This window comes from Ensifer sp. 22460 (assembly GCF_052044935.1).
Classification (GTDB): domain Bacteria; phylum Pseudomonadota; class Alphaproteobacteria; order Rhizobiales; family Rhizobiaceae; genus Ensifer.
The window spans coordinates 35487-55767 of sequence record NZ_JBQENZ010000007.1; the positions used below are offsets into that span (position 1 = coordinate 35487).

General features: G+C 60.7%; 22 protein-coding genes, 7 tRNA genes and 2 pseudogenes. 16 read left to right on the forward strand and 15 right to left on the reverse strand.

Annotation, left to right across the window (positions count from 1 at the left end; genetic code table 11):
- Nucleotides 1-3: 3 nt before the first annotated feature.
- A pseudogene (terL, locus tag ACTJKM_RS10430) lies at nt 4-1239 on the reverse strand (phage terminase large subunit); the annotation flags it as partial.
- The gene (locus tag ACTJKM_RS10435; RefSeq protein ID WP_058328159.1) at nt 1226-1690 is read right to left on the reverse strand and encodes a DUF2280 domain-containing protein; all 465 of its coding nucleotides are present in this window, start codon (nt 1688-1690) and stop codon (nt 1226-1228) included. The pseudogene terL and the gene ACTJKM_RS10435, both read right to left, overlap by 14 nt.
- 42 nt (nt 1691-1732) lie before the next feature.
- On the opposite strand from ACTJKM_RS10435, the gene ACTJKM_RS10440 reads away from it, so the two are divergent.
- Nucleotides 1733-1903 (forward strand): hypothetical protein, encoded by a 171-nt coding sequence (locus tag ACTJKM_RS10440; RefSeq protein WP_156436911.1) that lies wholly within the window; start codon nt 1733-1735, stop codon nt 1901-1903.
- A gap of 1 nt (nt 1904) precedes the next feature.
- On the opposite strand, the pseudogene ACTJKM_RS10445 reads toward ACTJKM_RS10440, so the two are convergent.
- A pseudogene (locus ACTJKM_RS10445) lies at nt 1905-2520 on the reverse strand (putative metallopeptidase).
- An 89-nt stretch (nt 2521-2609) separates the two neighbouring features.
- Here ACTJKM_RS10445 and ACTJKM_RS10450 point away from each other — a divergent pair.
- Together ACTJKM_RS10450 and ACTJKM_RS10455 are read left to right on the forward strand one after the other, a co-directional pair.
- On the forward strand, nt 2610-2831 hold the full coding sequence (locus ACTJKM_RS10450; protein WP_058328158.1) for a hypothetical protein: 222 nt from the start codon (nt 2610-2612) through the stop codon (nt 2829-2831).
- A 1099-nt stretch (nt 2832-3930) separates the two neighbouring features.
- Complete coding sequence (locus tag ACTJKM_RS10455) at nt 3931-4308, forward strand: hypothetical protein (RefSeq protein WP_156436910.1); 378 nt, start codon at nt 3931-3933, stop codon at nt 4306-4308.
- 80 nt (nt 4309-4388) lie between these two features.
- On the opposite strand, the gene ACTJKM_RS10460 is transcribed toward ACTJKM_RS10455, so the two are convergent.
- From ACTJKM_RS10460 to ACTJKM_RS10480, 5 genes are all read right to left on the reverse strand, one after another.
- Nucleotides 4389-4461, reverse strand: a tRNA-Met gene (locus ACTJKM_RS10460).
- Between the two features lie 551 nt (nt 4462-5012).
- Nucleotides 5013-5603: a transcription termination/antitermination protein NusG gene (gene nusG, locus ACTJKM_RS10465; RefSeq protein WP_058328155.1), complete on the reverse strand. Its 591-nt coding sequence runs from the start codon at nt 5601-5603 to the stop codon at nt 5013-5015.
- On the reverse strand, nt 5600-6106 hold the full coding sequence (locus tag ACTJKM_RS10470) for a helix-turn-helix domain-containing protein (RefSeq protein WP_058328154.1): 507 nt from the start codon (nt 6104-6106) through the stop codon (nt 5600-5602). Before ACTJKM_RS10470 ends, nusG begins: the two co-directional genes overlap by 4 nt.
- Nucleotides 6096-6749 (reverse strand): hypothetical protein, encoded by a 654-nt coding sequence (locus ACTJKM_RS10475; RefSeq protein WP_245296173.1) that lies wholly within the window; start codon nt 6747-6749, stop codon nt 6096-6098. The genes ACTJKM_RS10470 and ACTJKM_RS10475 overlap by 11 nt, the downstream gene beginning before the upstream one ends.
- Nucleotides 6661-7278, reverse strand: a complete 618-nt coding sequence (locus ACTJKM_RS10480; RefSeq protein WP_440660314.1) for a hypothetical protein — start codon at nt 7276-7278, stop codon at nt 6661-6663. The genes ACTJKM_RS10475 and ACTJKM_RS10480 overlap by 89 nt, the downstream gene beginning before the upstream one ends.
- Before the next feature lie 167 nt (nt 7279-7445).
- Between ACTJKM_RS10480 and ACTJKM_RS10485 the strand changes: the two genes are divergently transcribed.
- The 5 genes from ACTJKM_RS10485 to ACTJKM_RS10505 are packed head-to-tail and all read left to right on the forward strand — an operon-like array spanning nt 7446 to nt 9686.
- Nucleotides 7446-7607, forward strand: a complete 162-nt coding sequence (locus tag ACTJKM_RS10485; protein ID WP_156436909.1) for a hypothetical protein — start codon at nt 7446-7448, stop codon at nt 7605-7607.
- Nucleotides 7604-7843, forward strand: a complete 240-nt coding sequence (locus ACTJKM_RS10490) for a hypothetical protein (RefSeq protein WP_058328151.1) — start codon at nt 7604-7606, stop codon at nt 7841-7843. Before ACTJKM_RS10485 ends, ACTJKM_RS10490 begins: the two co-directional genes overlap by 4 nt.
- A complete protein-coding gene (locus ACTJKM_RS10495; protein WP_058328150.1) occupies nt 7843-8379 on the forward strand; it encodes a siphovirus Gp157 family protein in 537 nt (178 codons plus the stop codon). The genes ACTJKM_RS10490 and ACTJKM_RS10495 overlap by 1 nt, the downstream gene beginning before the upstream one ends.
- Before the next feature lie 33 nt (nt 8380-8412).
- Entirely contained in the window at nt 8413-8595 is a 183-nt protein-coding gene (locus tag ACTJKM_RS10500; protein ID WP_058328149.1) for a hypothetical protein, read from the forward strand.
- 8 nt (nt 8596-8603) lie between these two features.
- Nucleotides 8604-9686 carry a tyrosine-type recombinase/integrase gene (locus tag ACTJKM_RS10505; protein ID WP_058328148.1) on the forward strand — a complete coding sequence of 361 codons (1083 nt, stop codon included), beginning with the start codon at nt 8604-8606 and terminating at the stop codon, nt 9684-9686.
- Nucleotides 9687-9694: 8 nt separating this feature from the next.
- Here ACTJKM_RS10505 and ACTJKM_RS10510 read toward each other — a convergent pair.
- The 3 genes from ACTJKM_RS10510 to ACTJKM_RS10520 form a co-directional block, all read right to left on the reverse strand.
- A tRNA-Arg gene (locus ACTJKM_RS10510) sits at nt 9695-9771 on the reverse strand.
- A gap of 36 nt (nt 9772-9807) precedes the next feature.
- Nucleotides 9808-10113, reverse strand: coding sequence for an ETC complex I subunit (locus tag ACTJKM_RS10515; RefSeq protein WP_034791376.1), 306 nt, complete (start codon nt 10111-10113; stop codon nt 9808-9810).
- A 251-nt stretch (nt 10114-10364) separates the two neighbouring features.
- Nucleotides 10365-10441 (reverse strand) — tRNA-Pro (locus tag ACTJKM_RS10520).
- Nucleotides 10442-10684: 243 nt separating this feature from the next.
- Here ACTJKM_RS10520 and ACTJKM_RS10525 point away from each other — a divergent pair.
- Both ACTJKM_RS10525 and ACTJKM_RS10530 read left to right on the forward strand, forming a co-directional pair.
- Entirely contained in the window at nt 10685-11869 is a 1185-nt protein-coding gene (locus ACTJKM_RS10525) for a GGDEF domain-containing protein (RefSeq protein ID WP_063893376.1), read from the forward strand.
- Nucleotides 11870-12359: 490 nt separating this feature from the next.
- Entirely contained in the window at nt 12360-13001 is a 642-nt protein-coding gene (locus tag ACTJKM_RS10530; RefSeq protein ID WP_058328147.1) for a DUF1062 domain-containing protein, read from the forward strand.
- A 57-nt stretch (nt 13002-13058) separates the two neighbouring features.
- On the opposite strand, the gene ACTJKM_RS10535 is transcribed toward ACTJKM_RS10530, so the two are convergent.
- The 3 genes from ACTJKM_RS10535 to ACTJKM_RS10545 form a co-directional block, all read right to left on the reverse strand.
- The gene (locus ACTJKM_RS10535; RefSeq protein WP_058328146.1) at nt 13059-13706 is read right to left on the reverse strand and encodes an outer membrane protein; all 648 of its coding nucleotides are present in this window, start codon (nt 13704-13706) and stop codon (nt 13059-13061) included.
- A gap of 185 nt (nt 13707-13891) precedes the next feature.
- Nucleotides 13892-14371, reverse strand: coding sequence for a DUF192 domain-containing protein (locus ACTJKM_RS10540; RefSeq protein WP_058328145.1), 480 nt, complete (start codon nt 14369-14371; stop codon nt 13892-13894).
- Entirely contained in the window at nt 14371-14949 is a 579-nt protein-coding gene (locus ACTJKM_RS10545) for a cold-shock protein (RefSeq protein ID WP_043623636.1), read from the reverse strand. Before ACTJKM_RS10545 ends, ACTJKM_RS10540 begins: the two co-directional genes overlap by 1 nt.
- Nucleotides 14950-15145: 196 nt before the next feature.
- Here ACTJKM_RS10545 and ACTJKM_RS10550 point away from each other — a divergent pair, with 196 nt between their 5' ends.
- The 6 genes from ACTJKM_RS10550 to ACTJKM_RS10575 all read left to right on the forward strand — a co-directional run bounded on the left by ACTJKM_RS10550 (nt 15146) and on the right by ACTJKM_RS10575 (nt 18357).
- Entirely contained in the window at nt 15146-15586 is a 441-nt protein-coding gene (locus ACTJKM_RS10550; RefSeq protein ID WP_440660316.1) for a VOC family protein, read from the forward strand.
- A 394-nt stretch (nt 15587-15980) separates the two neighbouring features.
- Nucleotides 15981-17315, forward strand: a complete 1335-nt coding sequence (locus ACTJKM_RS10555; protein ID WP_058328144.1) for a YcbK family protein — start codon at nt 15981-15983, stop codon at nt 17313-17315.
- A gap of 136 nt (nt 17316-17451) precedes the next feature.
- Nucleotides 17452-17526: transfer RNA gene (locus tag ACTJKM_RS10560), tRNA-Glu, on the forward strand.
- A gap of 200 nt (nt 17527-17726) precedes the next feature.
- Nucleotides 17727-17801 (forward strand) — tRNA-Glu (locus tag ACTJKM_RS10565).
- Nucleotides 17802-17999: 198 nt separating this feature from the next.
- A tRNA-Glu gene (locus tag ACTJKM_RS10570) sits at nt 18000-18074 on the forward strand.
- Between the two features lie 208 nt (nt 18075-18282).
- A tRNA-Glu gene (locus ACTJKM_RS10575) sits at nt 18283-18357 on the forward strand.
- A gap of 60 nt (nt 18358-18417) precedes the next feature.
- Here the strand turns inward: ACTJKM_RS10575 and recJ are convergent.
- Complete coding sequence (recJ, locus tag ACTJKM_RS10580; protein ID WP_058329926.1) at nt 18418-20220, reverse strand: single-stranded-DNA-specific exonuclease RecJ; 1803 nt, start codon at nt 20218-20220, stop codon at nt 18418-18420.
- Nucleotides 20221-20281: the final 61 nt, after the last annotated feature.

Below are 20281 nucleotides of genomic sequence, written 5' to 3' on the forward strand. Positions count from 1 at the left end.
CGCCTGGGCAGAGAATGGGCTGAACCGTGTGACCATGTCACCGGATTCGGGCGTGGCCCGCACCGTGAAGCCAGCCAGCAGCTTCGTCAGGTTGGTGACCTGCGATTTGCCAGCCTGCCCCGGGTCCTGCGGCAGCGATATCTGCACGTCCTTGCCGTCGGCTTCCGCCGTGTTCCGGATCAACCGCTCGACGCCTGACGGTGACAGGAAGTCGTTGCAGTGGTGCGCAACGATGTAGCGTCCGTCTGACAGCTTGCCGACCTTGGTGCCTGCCGTGGCATCTGGGTCAGTGCCCTCTGTCTTCGGCGTCGCCGCCATATCCCAGCCGCGCATCCACTTGACGACCCCTGCCGGGATCGCATCGACGACCTCACACCAGCCGCGCTGGAACAAGAGCCCTGCCGCCGGCCTGATCTTCCAGTTGCCGCCGAGGAGGCGCTCGCGCTCGACCGTCGGCAGGGCCATCAGGTTGGCGAGGTAGCCGGGGTCGGCCGCCATCAGCGCCTTGTTGTCCGTCAGCTTGGCCGGGACGAAGGTCACCGACTTTGGCTCGATCGGCTTCCGGTTGCCGTTCTCATCGGGTGCCGTGTACTCGGCGAGTTCCGACGGATGATCGGCCCATATGATCGAATCGCCGATGCGGACGAAGTATCGAAGCTTACCGGCCCGCTCCGGGATCGGCAGACCGGTGTCCTGGTTGATCCACCACGAAATGAACTCGGCGACCCAGCTGTCTGCATCCGGGTTGCAGGTTGCCCTGACATACGGCCGGACGCCGCACATCGAGCGGTTACGTGACAGCAGGTACCAGAACTGCTTTGCACTGAAGTGCGTGAGCTCGTCGAAGCAGATCAGCGGGATCTGCGAGCCCTGCCAGTTCGATACCGTCTTGTCGTGCTCGAGGTGGGCAAAGCTGACGGACGCCCCAGATGGGAACGTCCACGATAGGTCCGGCGCCACCTTCGGCTTTGCGTTCAAGCTGGGATAGAGCTTCTCGCTCTCGTCCCAGAGGCCGCCCTCGTTTCGTACCTGCACCAGCGTGCGCCGAAAGAACACGGCGCCGAACTGTGGGTTCGCGACATGGCGCAGCGGCTCCATGAGCAGAGCCCATGTCTTGCCGCCACCTGCCGACCCGCCGTAGATGGCAATATCCGCCGGCGAGCCAAGGAATTGTGTCTGCGGGCCAGCCTGCGGCCGGATGATTGTCTGGGCGCCCTGCCCTTGCTCAACCCCTGCCATTATCGGGCAACTGGAAGATCGTCACCGGAGAGACCGGCGTCGGAAGATCCTTGCCGTCCTTGCCTGTGATCTCGCGTCGGTTCGTATAGGCGCCGCCGACTTCTTCCGCCGCCTGCTTCAGCAACGATGATGCTAGCACCATGTTGCCCTGGGTTTCTGCCTTGTCTGCCATGCGCTGAAGAGCGCGGAGACGAACGGCGCGATGGCTGATCGCGATCGAGGCGGTGTCCTCAAGGAAGGTCTTGCGGGTCTCTTCGAAGAGCATACGAAACCGCTGCGAGAGCTTCTGCCCTGCGCGCTTGGTCGGATCGTAGGCCTCTACCGCCTGCGAACTGATGACGACGTCAAACTCGGCCTTGACTGCCTTCGCTACGACAGCTGGACTGTCGAAACACGCGAGAGCCTGCACTACGTACGTCTTTACCTGGTCGGAGTACTTTGGATTGGCCATTGAACTGTAAAGGCTCCATCAAGGCTCGCATAGGAGGCACCTTTGGAAGACGCAGAGATCGAACGACGCGCCAAACAACTCTGGACCAAAGAAAACCCAGGGCGGCCATGGCTGCCCGTCGCGCAGCGTGTCGAGCTAGGGCAGGATTTGTCGGCTGGCGCGTCAGAGGAGGACAGGAAGCGCTACATGGAGCGGGTTCGTAACGGCGAGTAGTTCAAGCCACCCTAAGCTGGCAGGTGCCGCATGCATGCGCGATCTGCACTCTGGCGATCTCGGGTTTCTGGTTGGCCGCATCGACCATGGCGCGGACGCCAGCGGCATCTGCCCCGTAGCGTCTGACCACACCGACGAATTCCTCGACATCGTGTCCACGGATGACGAACACCGGGCGGCCAGTCGAGCGGCTGAACTTGGGCGCGCCGAAAGCATCGACGTCCTGGGCGGCGTGATAGAGCTCGTGCTCGACCAGCGCCATGAACTCCCCCACACTCTCGGCAGTAGTTAGCGTCCAGCGTGATGATGAAATCCGGGACGTGGCCGAACCACTGCTTGACCTGCATCTCTGCCCGAGCGCGTGACCACTTGCCCATCGTGCCCTGCGGCGATCCTGTCTCGCACTGGCCGATTACGCGGCGGCCCTTCTTGCTGTTGCCGACTGTGGTCCAGAGGAAGCCGATGTCGGCGAAGCGTAGGTGCGCATGGTCTGGATTGTGGACCGGTGAGCCCGCATCGATGAAGGTCTCGCGCACCCAATCAGGCATATCCGCGGCGGGGGCAAAGGCTGGCGAACTAATGTCGTCGAACATCGACGCTGGCGGTTGTGGGCGCATCAATCACCACTTGCCTCAGCGCTACCGCTGAGCAAACTTGTTTTGCCTGGTGCTATAGCACTGATGCAGCAACCGTGGAGGAGAATGAAATGTGGCTTGAACTTACCAGCGAAGACGGACAACCGATATTCGTCAATATGGACAACGCCACGGACTTCTATGACGGCATGGGGGATGCCCACAGAGCCATTATTCAACTCGCTATCGACGGCGGCCGCGTCGTGTACGTCAAGGAACGAGCCCGCGACATCATGAATATGATTGTAGAGGAACAGCGTCGTCTTGCGGGCCTGCCCCAAACTGTACGCTGATGTCGCAACCTCTACCCTCTCCTGAGGGCACAAGTTGAGACATCGGGGAAGCATTCTGAATGCCTGGAACAACGAAACGGCGGGATAAACTCCGAGAGATTTGTGAGCGTCTTCTCGCCGGAGGACGGCTCCACAAAATCCTCATTGTGATCGGCATGTTATCATTAGGGCCTGGGGCGCTTTATGGGGTTATCCATGCGCTCGTTACCGGCGAGGTCCGCAGGCGTGGGGCCGTCACATTGACCGCCAACGAAGACCCTTTCGAATTCTACGCCCTGATGCTGGTTGGTGGCGTGGGCGCTACCCTTGGTACCCTTGTGGCTGCTGGCTTACTGGTAGTGGTGCTGAAAGGGCGCGCGTCACGAACCGGTTCGTCGTCAGGGCCAAAACAACAGGACTGACGCGGCGATAAAGACAAGCGAAAGCAACGCAAATCCTATTCTGTTTTCGCCGGCCGATACCTTCCACCGGTTTGTTTCAGGATCTCGTAGTTCCCACTTAATCACGATAAAGGCTGCGAGAAGGAGCAGGATCCCAAACAGATACCCCCTCACCAAGCGTGTTCCTCCGCCAACGGTCCTTGGTGTATCTCTACCCTGACGGGATCACGACTACCATGCAGAAGTTGGGCCATAGGTCCGGCTCCCTATTCAGGCATGCGGGATCACCGCCGGGCGCGCCTCTGGTTGCCGTGATATAATTTGCAAGTCGTCGCATGTATGCGTCTATGAGGAGCCGAGCATGAGCCGTAATACCGCCCTGGGAATCCTTGCTGCTGCTGTGTTGATTGTCCTCGCGATCCTCTTCCTCATGCCATGGAAGGACGGGAGCGCGGAAAGGGCAACACCGCCCACTACCACGGCTGAGCCAACGACATCTCAACCGTCGACTACCCAACCCTCAACTACGACGCCCGCTCAATAGAGCCCATAAGCGCCTTCAACCCAGTAGATCTATGGGCTTCGGCTTTCGCGGCGAAGGCGCCCACCCTGCGTCATAGACGGCGGTCCTTGTGTGGTCGCGATTTCCAGGGGCACAACTTGCATTTGTTGCGACGTTGAGTGAACGTTCTGCCTGGGGGAAATCTCGAGGGGCAACTGTGAAAAACACGTTGACTGCTACATTACTAATAGCTGGGGCGCTCTCGCTTTGTAGCGCGAACGCGATCGCCGCGAAGAACGGCATTTTTGTCTATGGCTGCACTTCTGACGGGAAACCCGCGCGCATGCGCGTGGTTGCTCCACTCAAGGACAAGGGCGCCGTCGAGGCAGGATTTCGCAACATGATACGGCAGAAAACCTCAGATTGGTTTCTTGCACAGAAGAAGACTATCGTCCTGACAGAATTCGAGCAAGCCCTCGAAGTCATGATGCAATCAAGCGGCGGTAAGCTCCCAACGCAAAACCCTTCTGCTGTTGCGAGATCTGTTGAGATTGGCAAGCGCGCAGCCTCCCTGAAACTCTATTGCGGCACCTAACATGGTGCTGGAAGCGACCGAAGTTTCCGCGCTCCCGCTTCTCCGGGAGACGGGCGAGGCTCTCTGGCGCCGTAACTCGTTGCGGAGACAGGATTCGAACCTGCGACCTCGTGGTTATGAGCCACGCGAGCTACCGGGCTGCTCTACTCCGACTTGACCGGAATTACCTCAGTTGGGGCAGCTTTTGTGCGCTTGAAATAGCTACGAACAGCGAACAAGTTGCGGCAGCCATCTGCCTCACCACCTGTGATCCCGCGCGGCGCTCGGCGAGCGTGGTATAATCCCAACTTGCTACAGAGCTTCGAACTTTGTTGACCAGTCAGGCCGTCTGGCGGGAAGAGCCCACGTGACGACGTCGCTCTCGTATGTGCAAATTGGTACCGGCCATGTTGGGTCGAAAGAACTTCCATGAACCTGATCATCGCTCTTCAGCAGGGCTGCCGGTCAGTATTCTACTGCTCACGATCTTCGGTATATCGGCCTATCTATGGGTCGAGGGATCTTTACTCGATGGAAAGCGCGTTGCATCCAAGGTCTACCTGCCCGTCCCGCAAACGCAGGATCGTTGAGGAGAAGATCAGAATTTCGGCAATACGCACCTATGGCGGGAGGCGGTGACGTCCTCCCTAAGGCCCGGCGAGTAATCCCTCTAATCGAGGTCCGCAATCAGAACAGCCTGCAAATCACCAATGGTTGCAGGTACTCTAAGCGACTTTGTCGATTAGTTCAAGCGGCAGATCGACGTGGACGAGACCGCCGAGGTACTCGACCACAGCTTTGATCGTGTTGCGGCCGGTGACGTCGAGGACGGTGGCGAGCATGCCGCCGACAAGGCGGTGTTCTGGCGCGATCCGGACGGCGGAATCCTTCGGAAACTCTTGCTGCAGTTGCTTGCGGCTACGCTTCTTCCGGGCATCGCGCTCGCGCTGCAGTGCGGACCCTGCCATCTCCTCGGCCTGGCGGATGCTCGCGACTTCGAAGTCCGAGATACGGAGCGGGTAGCCGGCAACGCCGAGGATCGCCGTCACACCGTCAACGCGTGACAGGCGGTAGAAGTCCCCTGTCGGCAGATACACGAACGAGTAGCCGACGATCATGGCGAAGCGGCGCTCGATCAGTTCCTTGGTCCGGTGGTGTTTGATGTCCTTCCGGAATGACGGCATGTAGATTTCGATGTCCGCGTCACGGAGGTTCCGCTCGATGATGAACTCGCCCTTTCGGTCCTCGGTCTCGCCAATCCGCGGCGTTGCCGGCCGCTGGGTTCCGGGTCGGGTCTTGATTGCGTACCAGCTCATAGCGCCGCTTCCTTTTCTGCTCTGATGCGATGTTGGCTTTCGAGGGACTGCCTGTTCTTGCGCCGCACCCAGTTCTTTGCTTCGTCGTCGCCTTCCGCTGCCTCGACCCTACGGATGGCGTGCAGTATCGACGTGTGGTCGCGGTGCAGGACTAACCCAATCTGCTGAAGCGACAGGCCGCGCTGGCGAAGCTCCAAAATGATGCGGTTCCGCTGGGTCGTGACCGTGCGTTTCCTGGACGGGCCGAGCATCACATCCGGCGAGATCCTCAATTCGAGGCTGCGCATCCGCACGTAATCGGTCGGTGTGAGGTGCGGGCTCTGCTGGAGCCGGTAGGCCCGGAAGGCCCAGACGTGGTCGTCGGCCGGCGCGCGCGGCTTCGGCTTCGGGACATAGACCTTCCGCGGCTTCGGCTTGCCGATCAGCTTGCGACGACGGAAAAGGACCGCGGCGCGATAGACCGGCTCGCTGATCGCGATGTCTTGCGGGAGCTCAAGCAGCATGGCTTGCCTCGTCGTCGGCGCGCACCTCGGAGACCTCGGCTTCGATCTTGCGGCGGAACGCCATCTGATCGGCTCCGATCTCCCACCAGTCGGGCAGTTCTTGGATCTTGGCCCAGTACTCGGCCTTCTCAGGCGACATAGGCTCGTGAATTACGACGCCCCGTTCTTTGGCCTTGGCCTCCTCGTGGTCCTGGCGGAACTGGGCCAGCCGGGCGCGAACGCGGGCCATCACCTCCGGCGAGCGGTCGACCTCCGGAGCGACGCCCTTCATCGCCGAGGCGATCTCGCGCTTGTGGGCCAGATCCTCGCGGGCCGCCCTCGCCTCCTGCTTCGCCAGCGCGGCGAGGATCGGCGGCTTCGGGATCATGCCGAGCAAGATATCCGGGTTGCCGGCGTAGTCGCCCTTGATGAGCTTCTGGGTCGCGATCGTCAGACCACAATTCGGCACGCCGTCGAGGGCGTAGCCGTAGATCACGTCAAACTTCTGGGGGTCGATACCCTGAGGCAGGCTCATGCCAGCGCTCTGCATGACGCCGAGGCTGCGAACGATGGCATCAGCGCGAGCCGGTGCCAGTCGCTCGGTGAGCGTGGTAATCTCCCGGTTCAAGGTCGAAAGCTGGGCCGGTGCTGGCAAATTCGTCATGGCCTGGATTCCCGTTCAGTTTCTGCTGGATGGCTTCTCGAAACTCCCGCTGATGGCGGGCATTCTCGGTTTCTCGCGGGGGCGCTTGAGCTTGGGCTCGCGGCTTCGCCACGTTCCGCATCCAGTTGCGCCAGGTGGCCTCCCAATCGAGCTTGGCGGCGTCCTTGCCGCTCTTGCCGACCCAGAAGTCGCGGAACTTGTCGGCCTCGAAACGGATCGTTGCTTCGGAGTGGCCCTGATCGATAGCCCACTGGCCCCATGCTGCCGGGAGAGCCCAGCCAGCCGGCAAGCGCGTCCCGCGTTTGTTTTCCGAGCGAAGCGAGGATGGGGTGGGGTTAATTTCTTTAGGGGGTGTGGGGGACTTTTCTTTATCAGGGGTGGGGTTGTCCCGTTCGGTCACGTCCTGTCCCGCGACGTCACGTGACATCCCGTGACGTTGACGCTGCTTGCGCTCACGGTCGGACCTGCGCCGAGCCTCGATCGACGCCCCTGCCTCTTCCTTCGTTGCCGTCTCAACGGCCGCGAGCATGTCGGCAACCTCGGCCGCCTGCTCTGCAGTGAGGCCAAGTACCGCCATCCTCATGAGCACCGAAGTCGGGATCAAGTTGCCATCCCCTCTTCACATACCTGGACGATGACGACGCACTCACGCAGCCGGAAGAGCCCCGCTCTGTCGAGGTCGAGCAGATCCGCGCGATGCTGGAATCCGTCGAGCTCCCTCTCCCCAGCTGGGTTGAGCACGAAATCTACGAGAGCGACGGCTTCAAGAACCACCTTCTCGAAGATGCGGCCGACAAGGATGCCATGGCTGCCGAGGACGCAGCTGAGTACCGGCGCGAGTTGAGGGCCGGGCTATGAGCAGCCGTCCCGTCTCCTACGCCTGCGACCCGGCCAATCGATACTGTGAATGTGGCGCTTGCCAACTGCCGCCGGCCCGCAACATCGACCTGGACGGGCTCGCAGAGTTCAACCGCGCCACCTACGGCGTCGCCGCTTTCATCATCCTCCTCGCCGCCTTCCTCGCCTTCATGGCGATCGGCTTTGCGAACACCGAGGAGATCCACCGCAAAATCGTAGCCGAGAGGACCGTCTAATGACCGCTCCCGCAATCGAACACAGCATGCGCCGACAGACCGAGGCGGCAAAGGCCCTCCTCGTCGACCTCCGCAACCAAGGCGCCGACGACGACGCCCAGCTCGTCGCCGACACCATCGAGGGCGAAACGAACCTCATGGAGGCCATCGACGAGGCAATCGCAGAACTCGACGAGTGCGACGTTCTCGTGACTGGGCTCAAGGCCAAGGAAGCCGACTTCGAGGCACGCCGCAAGGCGATCGAGAAGCGCGCCGATCGGATCCGCGCCCTGATCGAACAGGCGATGCTGGCAACCGACCAGATGTCGATGAAGCTCCCGACGGCAACCCTGTCGCTCTCGAAGCGCGCCCCCGGCCTGATCGTCACCGACGAGGCGGATATCCCGGCCAAGTACTGGGTTGAGCAACCTCGCCCCGCTCCCAAGCTCGACAAGAAAGCCCTTAAGCACAGCGAATCCACCGATGGTGAGGGAATTCTGCGACACCCTTGCCGCGCTCCGTCGCGGTGCATGCCCGCGGCGCGCCTCTGGCAATGACGAAAACCAATCTACTGGAAAGGAGGTGACAAAATGGGACGAAGAGCCATTCCAGTCACGCAGGACGCGATCAGCCGCACTATCAAGGCGGTCCAGAAAGCTGGTCTTGAGGTCAAGTCGATCCGCGTCGAGCCCAATGGCGCCGTTGTCATCAATGGCGATGGCGACGGCTATTCACAAAAAGAGCTTGAAGAAAGCGCGGCTGGGTATCTCTAATAGTCGCCATGCCACGGAAACAGTACCCATACATCGTCAAGGAAGTTGACCGGCACGGCAACGTTCGCTGGTACTTCCGCATAGGCAAAGGCAAGAGAACTCGTCTACCTGGCGAATGGGGCTCGGCCGAATTCGCCACAGCCTACCGCAAGCTGATGGCGAATGAGCCCGTGCAGGCGGATGGAGCCAGCAAGAACACCCTCGGTTGGCTGGTTGGCAAATATAAGCTGAGCGCCGCCTTCAAGGGTCTGCGCGCGTCGACGCAGCGCCAGCGAGAAAACATTTTAAAATCCGTCTGCAAAACCGGCGGCAAGCTATTGATTCGTCAGATAGATCGTGTTGCGATTGCGAAGGGCCGCGATCGTCGCGCCGACACTCCCTTTGCCGCAATCAACTACATGAAGACGATGGGCTATCTCTTCGAGTGGGCCGTCGATGCCGGCTATGTGAAGGAAAACCCGGTCCGCGGCGTCAAGCAACCAAAACCCAAGACCGCCGGTTTCAAGCCCTGGACCGCCGAGGACATAGCCAAAGTCTATGAAGTGCACGAGGACGGCAGCCAGGCGAGGCTTGCGATGGACTTGTTGCTGTTCACCGGACTACGTCGCTCCGACATCTACAGAATCGGCCCTCAACATGTCCGCGACGGTATGATCGAGTACCGGGCCGGCAAAAACGACGAGATGGTCTATATCCCAATCCACCCGAATCTCGCGGCGGTGCTCGCTGCCAGGCCAAAGGCGCAAATGGCCTACCTCGTCACGGCGATCCACGGACGTCCGTTCAAAAGCGCTGCGGCGTTCGGCAACTGGTTTGCCGATGTTTGCGTAGAGGCTGGTGTAGATGGGAGAGCTCACGGCCTTCGTAAGACGCTCGCCCAAGTGCTTGCCGAGAGCGGCAACAGCAACAGCGAATTGAAGGCGCGGTTCGGGTGGCGGAGCGATTCGATGGCGAACCATTACACCCGGAATGCGGACAAGAAGCGGCTTGCAGTTTCGGGTGCAGAGAAACTGAACGTGAACATCCTAACCCCTCACTCTGATCTTGGTGAGGGATTGAGCAAAATTTCCGATTTAGAAACAAATACTTAGGAAATGGATGGCGACCCCTGCAGGATTCGAACCTGCGACAACCTGCTTAGAAGGCAGGTGCTCTATCCAACTGAGCTAAGGGGCCGTCCCGGGCTTTGCCCGTCGAATGCGACCGGAGGACTTAGTGGGTCCAGGGCTGCATCCGGTTGAAACGGAAGTTGTCCGGATATGACACGCTCTTTCGCGTCGCTTCCTTCGGCGCGATCACGCGGTATTCGATGCCGTTGCGCTCCGCATAAGCGATGGCCTGCTCGGCGTTTTCGAAGGTCAGCCGCAGTTGCTGTTTCATGTCGCCGGAGCTGGTGTAGCCCATGATCGGGTCGATCGTGCGCGGCTTTTCCTGATCAAACTCCAGCACCCACAGATTCGTCTTGGCCTTGCCAGACTGCATGGCGGTCTTTGCTGGACGATAGATCTTTGCGGACATGGTTTCGAACGGCTCCATACTTTCGCTGGCAACATTCACGGGCGCCAGCATTCCGTCTTCCCATAACGCAGAATGATTTAAAACGGAATGACTTTTGGCCGGATAAATTCGGCTTTTCCGTTAGACGATCGCGCGGGATACAGGTTTCGCTGACACGTCCGTGTAGTCGCCGTTCAACAAGTGCCCAAAAGGCAATATCTGACGAGTGAAAAGACGCAGGGAGATCAGGCACGCCACCTTCGGCGTTACGATGGTCGGAGTGGAGAGATTCGAACTCCCGACCCTCTGGTCCCAAACCAGATGCGCTACCAGACTGCGCTACACTCCGTGCCAACGGCGCCGGAGATACACGCTTCGCCCTTGGCCTGCAACATGTAATTTCGTTGACGTCCACACTGATAAAACCTGCATTCGTCCCGCGCATTGCCCTCGGCTGGCAGAAATGTCCCGAAATGGGACAAACGTGTGTGTTTATCATTCGAGTTTAGTAATCGCTAAATCCATTGCCGCTAGAGCCAAGGGTGCACAACCGCACCGCGCCAGCCTCCCAAGCCCGCCCGAGCATCATCCCATGAACACCGAACTCGATCTCACCACCGTTCTGCTGCTTCACAAATCGTCATTCCTCGTCGGCGCGCTCTGCTTTCTTTATGCCCGCTGGCAATCGCCGCGGGATGAAGGTCTCGGAATTCTCGCGAGCGGCTTCTTCTTCCTGGCTCTTGCGTCGACGCTCGCCGGCTACGGCGAACAACAGCTGCTGCCGGCCTATCTGTGGACGCTTTCGAGCTTCACGCTCGGGATCGGCGGTTATGCGCTGTTCTGGATCGGTGTGCGCCGCTTGAGCGCTGGCCGGCGACGCAAGGCGGACTGGCTGGCACTTTCGATACCGGCCGCGGGCGCAGCAATCGGTCTGGCCACGCATTTCCATGTGGTCAACTACGTCCGCGCCAGTGTCTTCAATGCCACCGCCTTTGCTTTTCTGGCGGCCGCCGCCCTTGCCGTCATCTCCGATCGCAACAGGGAGCCGCTGCCGGTACGCGCGCTGTTTGCGGCGGCCATGGCCATCGGCGCCAGCCTCTGCCTTGCCGTGGTGATCGGTCTTGTGAAGCCGGGCATCATACCGATCACCACCACCTACGCCTTCTTCCTCTCGATCATCTGCCACTTCGCGATCGCCCTTTTCGCGCTAGTCCTCGTCAAGGAGAGGGCCGAAGCCGAGCTCAGGTGTTCGGCCGACACCGATGCCTTGACCGGCGCGCGCAACCGACGCTGGTTTCTCACGCAACTGCCTGGATCAAACTGGCATGGCGACTGCCTCATCGTCATGGATCTGGACTTCTTCAAGCGCATCAACGATCGCTATGGCCACCAAGCCGGCGACCAGGCGCTGATCGCCTTTGCCGATCTGATGAGGAAGAACCTCAGAAAGGGCGATTGCTTCGCCCGCCTTGGCGGGGAAGAGTTCGGCCTCTACCTGCCGCAGACCAGCGAAGCGCAGGCGCTTGTCATCGCCGAGCGCCTGCGTCGCGCCGTCGAAGAACTCGTGGTGATCGGCAACGAGCAACGCATAGCGCTCAGTGTCAGCATGGGCCTCGCAGCCGGCGGCGACGAAGGTTCGTGGGAGGACCTGTTCAACAGGGCAGACGCGGCGCTCTACGAGGCCAAGCGCAGCGGTCGCAACCGCGTCACGTCATTTTCCGCAGCGACTGCACCTGCTTCATTGTCAATGGAGCTGAGTTTCGGCCGCGTCGGCTGAGGAGGAACGGCTACGCCGTCCAAAAAAGAAGCGGCCGTCCTAATGCAGAGGCCGCTCCAGATTGGAGGTGTAATGCCTCATACTACTCCTACTGAGCGAAATTGCCTGTGGCCAAATTTCACCTATTCCGAGCAAAAAGCCACCATGGCGCGTGGGCGTGAACACTCCGCACTTTGCGCGGCACACGTCGAGGTATAGAACAGGCTAGCAGCCACAATCGCGCTGTCTCGCCTGGAGTTTCGCTTTGCCTTTGTAAAATCCGGTCTCGCTAGTTTCACCCCGTACGCCCGATAGCGCCCGACGCTATCGGTGTGATATTTCACGCGTTCGTTGAGGTGACGGTTCGAGACCGGAATGGCATTGCCGATCTCAAGCCCGGTGCAACACCACCAGGCGGAACCATCACCTACAAACGCTGCCAGACCGCGTCCCCGGAACGGGTACTCAAACCGTCGTCTCGATGGACTTCCTATTGGAAGAACCAGACGACATGTCTCACACATTGACGGTCCTGTGGACCATTGAACCACAAGCCGCGCCGCGCCCCTGGCTCGCCTGCAGCCGCTGCCGCGGCGCGCGCCCATTCGAATGCAGCGGCAAGACGCGGCTGAACGCCAACGGCCGGCGGCTGGATGCCTGGCTGATCTATCGCTGCGCCGACTGTGACGACACCTGGAATCGCCCGATCTTCGAGCGGCAGTATGTCCGCGACATCGCGCCCGATACGCTCGACGCGCTTCAGAATAACGACCCGGGCTGGATTCGCCGGGTCTCGTTCGACGTCGAGGGTCTTCGCCGAAGCACCGACAGGATCGAAGAATTCGCCGATTGCCATGTGACAAGGCGCGTCGTCGCTCCACCGCGGGACGTCTGTACCCATCTTGAGATCGTCCTTGAGGTGCCGTTGGCAGTCAGTATGCGGGCGGATCGCCTGCTGTCGGCGGAACTCGGCCTGTCGCGCAACAGGCTCGTCCGGCTTGAGGAAGCAGGACGGCTTACGCTGCTGTCCGGCTCACGCAAGGCGTTGCAACGGCCCATCCGCGACGGTCTGCGCGTGGCTCTCGATCTTTCGGACGAAGGCGATCGAGGCGAAATCGCCGATCGCGCGGGGGGAATATTGCAGCCTGCATGAACGAATCAAGGAAGCGCCAGTGACACGCCGGCGCTTCCTTCATCTAGGCCATATAGGTCAGAATTTTACACCGACGCCGATGGTGAACTGCTGCTGATCGAGATCGACGTTGACGCCGCCGATGTCCTTGTCGCCATAGTCGTTGTAGCGATACTCGGCGCGGCCGAAGACGTTGTCGGTGAACGAATAATCCACACCGGCGCCGATCGTCCAACCGTTGAAGGTCTCTTTCTCCTTCGACGCTCCGGGCACGTCGACGAAGCCGCGGGTGACCGCCCAGCCACCTGCCCCGTAAAGCAGCGCTTTGTCATTCAGCACATAGCCGACACGTCCGCGTATCGCGCCGGAGACATCGGTGCCGACTTCGGCGGAGGTTCCGCCAACATCGAAGCTCTTGTCATTCCAGTTGTAGTTGACGTCGCCCTCGATGCCGTAGACCCAATCACCCTGCTGATAGTTGAACCCGGCAAAGGCACCGAGCAAGCCGCCATTGAAATCTTCTGAACCGCTGCCGCCGGGCGCGCTGAAATCGCCATTCAGCCAGCCGCCCCCGCCCTGAAGACCGACATACCCGCCGGTCCATACGAAAACGGGCGGCGTTTCCACAACCGGCGCCGGCTCCAGCGCCGGCGTCAGGTCTGCCGCCATCATGTTTTGCGTGAACGCAGCGGCCGCCACGATCGCAACAAGCACACTCCGGACCATCACAGATGCCTCCTGTCGTCTTCGGCAGAACATTAGCAACTTATTAAGTTGAAGTCTGCCCAAAAGGCTTTGCAGTCATCATCGAAAGGATCGATTCGTCTCGGTACAGGTGATTTAGGCGCTGATCCCCAAACTACAAGGCCAACGGATACCAGCTGTCGATTTGTGAGCATCTCCCCCGGGGATCATCGCCCCGGGATTCGAGCGCCTTCAAGACGATCTCCGGCCCGAACATCGAGCCGCTTGACGGTACCGGCATTGAGCTCGAGAACGAAGGCGACCGGCTCGCCGGAATCAATGATCGCTTCGGAAAATGGGACGGCGTCCTGGCGGATCGTCCGCACGACGCCCTTGTTGTCGATGAACAGCATGTCGAGCGGAAGATAGGTGTTCTTCATCCACATCATCACGCGGCGTGTTTCGCCGAAATCGAACAACATGCCGTGATCGGGCGCCATCGACCGGCGGAACATCAGCCCCTGCTCGCGCTGGTCGGGATCGACCGCAAGTTCGACTGTCAGTTCGTGCACCTTCCTGTCGGCGGTCACAATCCGCATCTTGTCCTTCGTGAACTCCACCTCGGCCAACGCGGCAGCGGTAAAGACGAACAACAAAAAAAGCGCCACCAGGGCGCTTTTTCCGGAAAGATCTCGTGCCGCGAGCATCAGTGCGACCGGCTCGTCGGCGACGGGCCGTCCGGATGGATTTCGGCCGCCATCAGGCCCTTTTCGCCATCGCCGAAGCGCACAAGGACAACCTGTCCGGGACGAAGCTCCGTGAGGCCGAAGCGCCGCAGGGTCTCCATATGGACGAAGATGTCCTCGGTCCCCTCGCCGCGCGTCAGGAAGCCGAAGCCCTTGGTGCGGTTGAACCACTTGACCAGGACCCGTTCGAGGCCGCTGGTCGGCGTCACCTGCACATGGGTGCGCACCGGCGGAAGCTGAGACGGATGCACGGCGGTCGACTGATCCATCGACAGGATGCGGAACGCCTGGTAGCCGCGATCGCGCTTCTGGATGAGAGCCACGACGCGCGCGCCCTCGAGAACCGTCTGGTAACCGTCGCGCCTCAGACAGGTCACGTGGACCAGCACGTCCTGCATGCCGTTGTCAGGCACGATGAACCCGAAGCCCTTGGCGACGTCGAACCATTTGATCACGCCCGTGATTTCGATGAGGTCGAGAGCGTCACTGCCAAAGTCGTCACCATGCATGACGTCTTTTGAAGATGTCCTATCCGCCATTCTCTCCCAGCCCCTCGTTTACGCGCGACTACCGATACGGTTAACTGATTCTTATTGACCAGAATAACATCGTCCCGCCGCGGATACGCAAGACCCTCGGCATATTTTGGCCGAGATCTAATATGCGGACGCAGCCTTGCCTCTGGCTTGCTGGCGGCTCAGTATACGCCATCTTCTGCAAAACAGGGACATTGCAATGCGCTATCTGCACACGATGGTTCGCGTCAAGAATTTGGACGAGGCCTTGAACTTCTACTGCACGCTTTTCGGCCTGACCGAAATCCGCCGTTACGAGAACGAGAAGGGCCGCTTCACGCTCGTTTTCCTCGCCGCTCCAGGCGACATCGATCGCGCACGCGGAGAACTCTCGCCCTGCCTCGAACTCACCTACAACTGGCATACGGAAGATTACACCGGCGGGCGCAATTTCGGTCACCTCGCCTATGAGGTCGACGATATCTACGGCTTCTGCCAGCACCTGATGGACAATGGCGTGACCATCAACCGCCCGCCGCGCGATGGCCATATGGCCTTCGTACGTTCCCCAGATGGCATTTCGATCGAAATCCTGCAGAAGGGCGAGAACCGTCCGGCGCAGGAGCCCTGGGCTTCGATGGCCAATACCGGTGCATGGTAAGCCCCGCGCAATTCTGACTGGCGAGGATGCCCCTATGCGGCCGGTCATACCGGCTGGCATGGCCGAGTCGCCGATCAGCAGCAGCTATGAATGATCCAAGGCCCGGTCGATCCGGGCCTTTGCATGTGTGCAACATGCGGGCTCAAGGTTAGCGCCGGTTTACAAATCGCGTGTCGTTGAGTATTTTTTCGCGCGAAACGTTGATGCCGGGTCCTATCCGCGATGTCTCGTGGCGGCGACCCCCTTTGTACTTGGCCTGATCTTTTCCCGTGGCGTTCTTTCGGACCGCCGCGAGAAACATGAGTTTGTTTGTTCTGAGCGATGTTTCGGAACTGAGACTTAATGCATGACAAGGCGAATTCGCCGATCATGCACGGAGAGCGGGGATAGGACGTTGCAACATCCGGATACGAAGGGCGCAGTGCTCGCTGCCATTGCGCGGGCGGCAGCTTTATCCGTTTCACTCCTGGCCCTCAGCGGTTGCGTGTCGGCCGTTGCCGACAACGACGTCACCGCCGGGTTGGGCCTTGAGGGACAGACAGCGACCCAGGCGGCCGAATCGGCCGAGCAAGGCACGGTCCGGGATGCGCAGGTGGCCGCGCTCGGCAGCGATCCACAGGCGCAACAGACCGCAACGACGCAGGATTCCGGGCAAGCCCAGTCCCTGACGATGCAGAACACAGGCCTGCGTGCCGCTTCTTCCAGCATCTACGGACAGGCAGCGGCGACGCAGGGCATGCCGAATACCCAGCCGCAGGCCAATGGAACTGTGCCGCTGCCGGCGGGCCAGCCCGCCATGAACGCAACTACTAACAGTTTGTTCAGCGGCACCCAGCGACAGCCTCAGCCCATCATGACGCCGCAACAGGGTGCCGCGAACGAGGCCACCGCTCAGCCGGCAGACACGGCGGTCGCAGCCTACGCTCCCGCTCCGGCGGCGGACGCCCTTCCCGCGGCCGTCCCCGTACCGCTCAGCGCCGAAGCGGCCGCCGGCGGCGAAAAATCGGCTGCACCTCAGGCCGTGGCCAATGCAGAGGTTGCGCCAGCCGCGGCTGAAGTGGCGATCGCGGAACCGATGCAGGCGACCGCGGAGGCAAAGGAAAGCGACGGCGACAAGGAAGCGCCGAAAACCTGGACACTCGCAACGCTCTTTGCCGGGAAGCGCAAGGAGAAGCAGCAGGAAGCACTGCGCGCTGTGCAACCGGCGGAAAAAAAGACGATTACCACCAGCAACGCGAGCCAGCCGCAGACGGCCTCCCTCGCCTATACGCTCCCGGGCGTCAAACTGACTTCGCTCTATAATTTCGAGCACGAGGAACATCTCGGCGACGACGACGACGGCGCGCCGGTTCAGGTCGCATCTCTTTCGGGCCTGGCACGGCTGGCCCCGAGCGGACTGATCCTGCAGACCGAGAAGGTTGATGCCGGCTGCTTCAAGCCTGAACTCATGCAGATGCTGAAGAAGGTGGAAACGCATTACGGCAAGCAGGTCATGGTCACCTCCGGCCTCAGGCCGATCAAGGTCAACCGCGCCAAGCAGTCGCTGCATACCCGCTGCGAGGCTGCAGACATCCAAGTCCAGGGCGTCAGCAAGTGGGATCTTGCCGAATTCCTGCGCAGCGTTCCCGGCCGCGGCGGCGTCGGCACCTATTGCCATACGGAGTCGGTCCATATCGACATCGGCGCACAGCGGGATTGGAACTGGCGCTGCCGGCGCGGCAAGGGCTGAAGCCAACCGCTTGTTTCCATGGATTATTCCAAGGAATCTACCCTTCGGCTCGCGACTGTGGAATTTTTACAGAAATATGAAGATTGCCGCTTGCGGTTCTCAAATCCGCTGGCTATAAGGCGCCCACACAGCGAGTGCGCCCTTCGTCTATCGGTTAGGACACCAGATTTTCATTCTGGGAAGAGGGGTTCGACTCCCCTAGGGCGTGCCACTGTGTTGAGCTTCCTCCCCCACATAAATCACTGATTTTCCCGCCTGACACAGCGATCTTTCTCGTCGCCGACGTCTTCCAATCCGGTCGTTTATTCAGCGGAATTTTCTCGTTGTTTTTAACAGGAAAAGCACAAAAATCCTGAGATTGGCGCTTGCGGTATCCAGAGTCGCTGGCTATAAGGCGCCCACACAGCAAGTGCGCCCTTCGTCTATCGGTTAGGACACCAGATTTTCATTCTGGGAAGAGGGGTTCGACTCCCCTAGGGCGTGCCACTGTGATGATCTCCTCCCCATGAAAATCGATATTCTCCTCGTCTGAAACGGCGATTTCCTGCCTCGGACACCTCTCCGATTCCGGCCTTCAGGCGCCGAATTTTTCTCGCCGTTTTTTAACAGGAAAAGCACAAAAAACCTGAGATTGACGCTTGCGGTATCCAGAGTCGCTGGCTATAAGGCGCCCACACAGCGAGTGCGCCCTTCGTCTATCGGTTAGGACACCAGATTTTCATTCTGGGAAGAGGGGTTCGACTCCCCTAGGGCGTGCCACTGTGTTGAATTTCTCCCCCACATTTCCAATATAGCTACGCAGTAAACTTGCGCTTGCGGCTCACTTTCGATCGAATCTCGCGACCTTGTCGCCGGAGCGATGCAGTTGGATTTATGTCGTCGTTTGCGCTGAAAAAGCATAATATCCGCAGATGAATTTGCTCACGGCCGCAAGACTGCGTTGCAAGTTCATGAGTCAGAAGCATAGGCGCCCATCGTCTAGTGGTTAGGACGCCGCCCTCTCACGGCGGCAACACGGGTTCGAGTCCCGTTGGGCGTGCCAATCCCTGCTCGCAAGATCACCAGCCGGCACTCAAATCAGAGCGATTCCTGTTCGGCGAGGTTACAGGGCCCTCGCGGCATCCGTGACGCGTAGCTGCACGCGGCGCTGGCCTTGCCAAAGGTCCGCCGAGACCGAACCTGCCACATGAATAGACGTGCCGCGGCTCGCGAGCAGAAAATCGCCGAGTGGCGTCTCCGTTGCCCGGAACGCAATCCCGTCGAGCCGGCTGCCGTCCTGGCCCTCCAGCGTCACCTTGATGTGGTTGGCGCCCACCTGTCGGCTATCGCGCAGCCGATGCTGCGGGAAGGCAAAGACCGGTTGCGGGTGCGCCGAGCCATAGGGGCCGGCCTGTTCCAGGAGATCGATAAGCTCCAGCGTCGCGCCGGAGGCGGCGAGCGCGCCATCAACCTTGAGCGTCTGGATGGCGACGAGATCACGCACCGCCGCCTCCGCACGCTCCTCGAAGAATTGCCGGAGTTTGCCGAGCTTCGCACGCTCCACCGTGAGGCCGGCGGCCATCGCGTGACCGCCGCCTTTGACCAGCAGGGCCCCATCGACGGCCGCCCGGACCATCTTGCCCATGTCAAAGCCATTGATCGAACGGCCAGAGCCAGTGCCGCGCCCATTCGGATCGAAGGCGATGGCAAAGGTCGGCCGGCGGAATTTTTCCTTGATGCGGGCGGCGAGCAGCCCGACGATGCCGGGGTGCCAGTTTTCGCGCGCCGTAACGATTACCGAGGCGCCCTCGCCCGTGCCGTACTCCGCAAGAACCTCGGCCTCGGCCTCGGCCAGCATGGCGGCTTCCATGGCCTGGCGTTCGCGGTTGAGTTCATCAAGCTGTGCCGCGATCTTTTCCGCCGCTCCGGCATCGTCCATCGCCAGAAGGCGACTGCCGAGCGCAGCGTCGCCGATGCGGCCACCGGCATTGATTCTTGGCCCCACCAGAAACCCCAGGTGATAGGGCGTGACCGGACCGCCGATCGCCGCCTTCCTCAGCAGCGTCGCGAGCCCGACATTTCCCATGTGCCGCGCGGCAATCAGTCCCTTGACGACATAGGCCCGATTCAGCCCCTTGAGCGGCACGACATCGCAGACGGTCGCCAGTGCCACCAGATCGAGCTGGGCCAGCAGATCGAAGGATGCAACACGGCCATCGCCGGCATTGCGCAGAACGCGCAGCGTGTTGACGAGAACGAGATAGACGACGCCGGCGGCGCAGAGATGTCCTTGTCCGGAAAGATCGTCCTCCCGGTTGGGATTGACGAGCGCATGACAGGCAGGCAGCGCTGAGCCAACCTGGTGGTGGTCGATGACGACCACATCGATGCCGCGTTTCGCCGCCACCGCGAGCGCTTCATGGCTCGTCGAGCCGCAGTCGACGGTCACGATAAGTTCGGCGCCGTTGTCGATCAGTTGTTCGATGGCCGCAGGATTCGGCCCGTAGCCCTCGAATATCCGATCGGGAATATAGATCTCCGCATCGATGCCGAAATGACGGAGGAAGCGCGCCATCAGTGCGGACGAGGCGGCACCGTCGACGTCGTAATCGCCGAAGGCCACGACCTTTTCACGCCGCTTGATGGCCACTGCCAGGCGATCGGCGGCCTTGCGGCAATCAGTGAGCGTGTCGGGATCCGGCATCAGCGACCGCAGCGTCGGATCGAGGAAGCTCGCCGCGTCGTCAAGCACGACACCGCGGCCGGCAAGCACGCGACCGAGCAGATCGGAATAGCCGTGGACCTGGCTGATGGCGAGCGCCCGGTTCTGGCCGGCCTGATCAAGCCGCGACACCCAGCGCTGACCGCTGATCGACTGCTCGACGCCGAGAAAGGCCCGCTGTACCGGATCCACCAATTCTTCCATGCTCGTCCACCCGCCTGCGCTTAACGTTTCTTAGCGCATAACCCCGCAAATCGTGACCGTT

Bases quoted from the DNA above. Each gene is read 5' to 3' on its own strand.
- ACTJKM_RS10505 (WP_058328148.1), top strand. From the start codon at position 8,604: ATGCCACGGAAACAGTACCCATACATCGTCAAGGAAGTTGACCGGCAC.
- ACTJKM_RS10535 (WP_058328146.1), bottom strand. From the start codon at position 13,706: ATGGTCCGGAGTGTGCTTGTTGCGATCGTGGCGGCCGCTGCGTTCACG.
- ACTJKM_RS10500 (WP_058328149.1), top strand. From the start codon at position 8,413: ATGGGACGAAGAGCCATTCCAGTCACGCAGGACGCGATCAGCCGCACT.
- ACTJKM_RS10495 (WP_058328150.1), top strand. From the start codon at position 7,843: ATGACCGCTCCCGCAATCGAACACAGCATGCGCCGACAGACCGAGGCG.
- ACTJKM_RS10525 (WP_063893376.1), top strand. From the start codon at position 10,685: ATGAACACCGAACTCGATCTCACCACCGTTCTGCTGCTTCACAAATCG.
- ACTJKM_RS10435 (WP_058328159.1), bottom strand. From the start codon at position 1,690: ATGGCCAATCCAAAGTACTCCGACCAGGTAAAGACGTACGTAGTGCAG.
- ACTJKM_RS10470 (WP_058328154.1), bottom strand. From the start codon at position 6,106: ATGCTGCTTGAGCTCCCGCAAGACATCGCGATCAGCGAGCCGGTCTAT.
- ACTJKM_RS10515 (WP_034791376.1), bottom strand. From the start codon at position 10,113: ATGTCCGCAAAGATCTATCGTCCAGCAAAGACCGCCATGCAGTCTGGC.
- ACTJKM_RS10450 (WP_058328158.1), top strand. From the start codon at position 2,610: ATGTGGCTTGAACTTACCAGCGAAGACGGACAACCGATATTCGTCAAT.
- ACTJKM_RS10480 (WP_440660314.1), bottom strand. From the start codon at position 7,278: ATGCTCGCGGCCGTTGAGACGGCAACGAAGGAAGAGGCAGGGGCGTCG.
- ACTJKM_RS10540 (WP_058328145.1), bottom strand. From the start codon at position 14,371: ATGCTCGCGGCACGAGATCTTTCCGGAAAAAGCGCCCTGGTGGCGCTT.
- ACTJKM_RS10475 (WP_245296173.1), bottom strand. From the start codon at position 6,749: ATGACGAATTTGCCAGCACCGGCCCAGCTTTCGACCTTGAACCGGGAG.
- ACTJKM_RS10545 (WP_043623636.1), bottom strand. From the start codon at position 14,949: ATGGCGGATAGGACATCTTCAAAAGACGTCATGCATGGTGACGACTTT.
- ACTJKM_RS10490 (WP_058328151.1), top strand. From the start codon at position 7,604: ATGAGCAGCCGTCCCGTCTCCTACGCCTGCGACCCGGCCAATCGATAC.
- ACTJKM_RS10530 (WP_058328147.1), top strand. From the start codon at position 12,360: ATGTCTCACACATTGACGGTCCTGTGGACCATTGAACCACAAGCCGCG.
- ACTJKM_RS10550 (WP_440660316.1), top strand. From the start codon at position 15,146: ATGCGCTATCTGCACACGATGGTTCGCGTCAAGAATTTGGACGAGGCC.
- recJ (WP_058329926.1), bottom strand. From the start codon at position 20,220: ATGGAAGAATTGGTGGATCCGGTACAGCGGGCCTTTCTCGGCGTCGAG.
- ACTJKM_RS10485 (WP_156436909.1), top strand. From the start codon at position 7,446: ATGCTGGAATCCGTCGAGCTCCCTCTCCCCAGCTGGGTTGAGCACGAA.
- nusG (WP_058328155.1), bottom strand. From the start codon at position 5,603: ATGAGCTGGTACGCAATCAAGACCCGACCCGGAACCCAGCGGCCGGCA.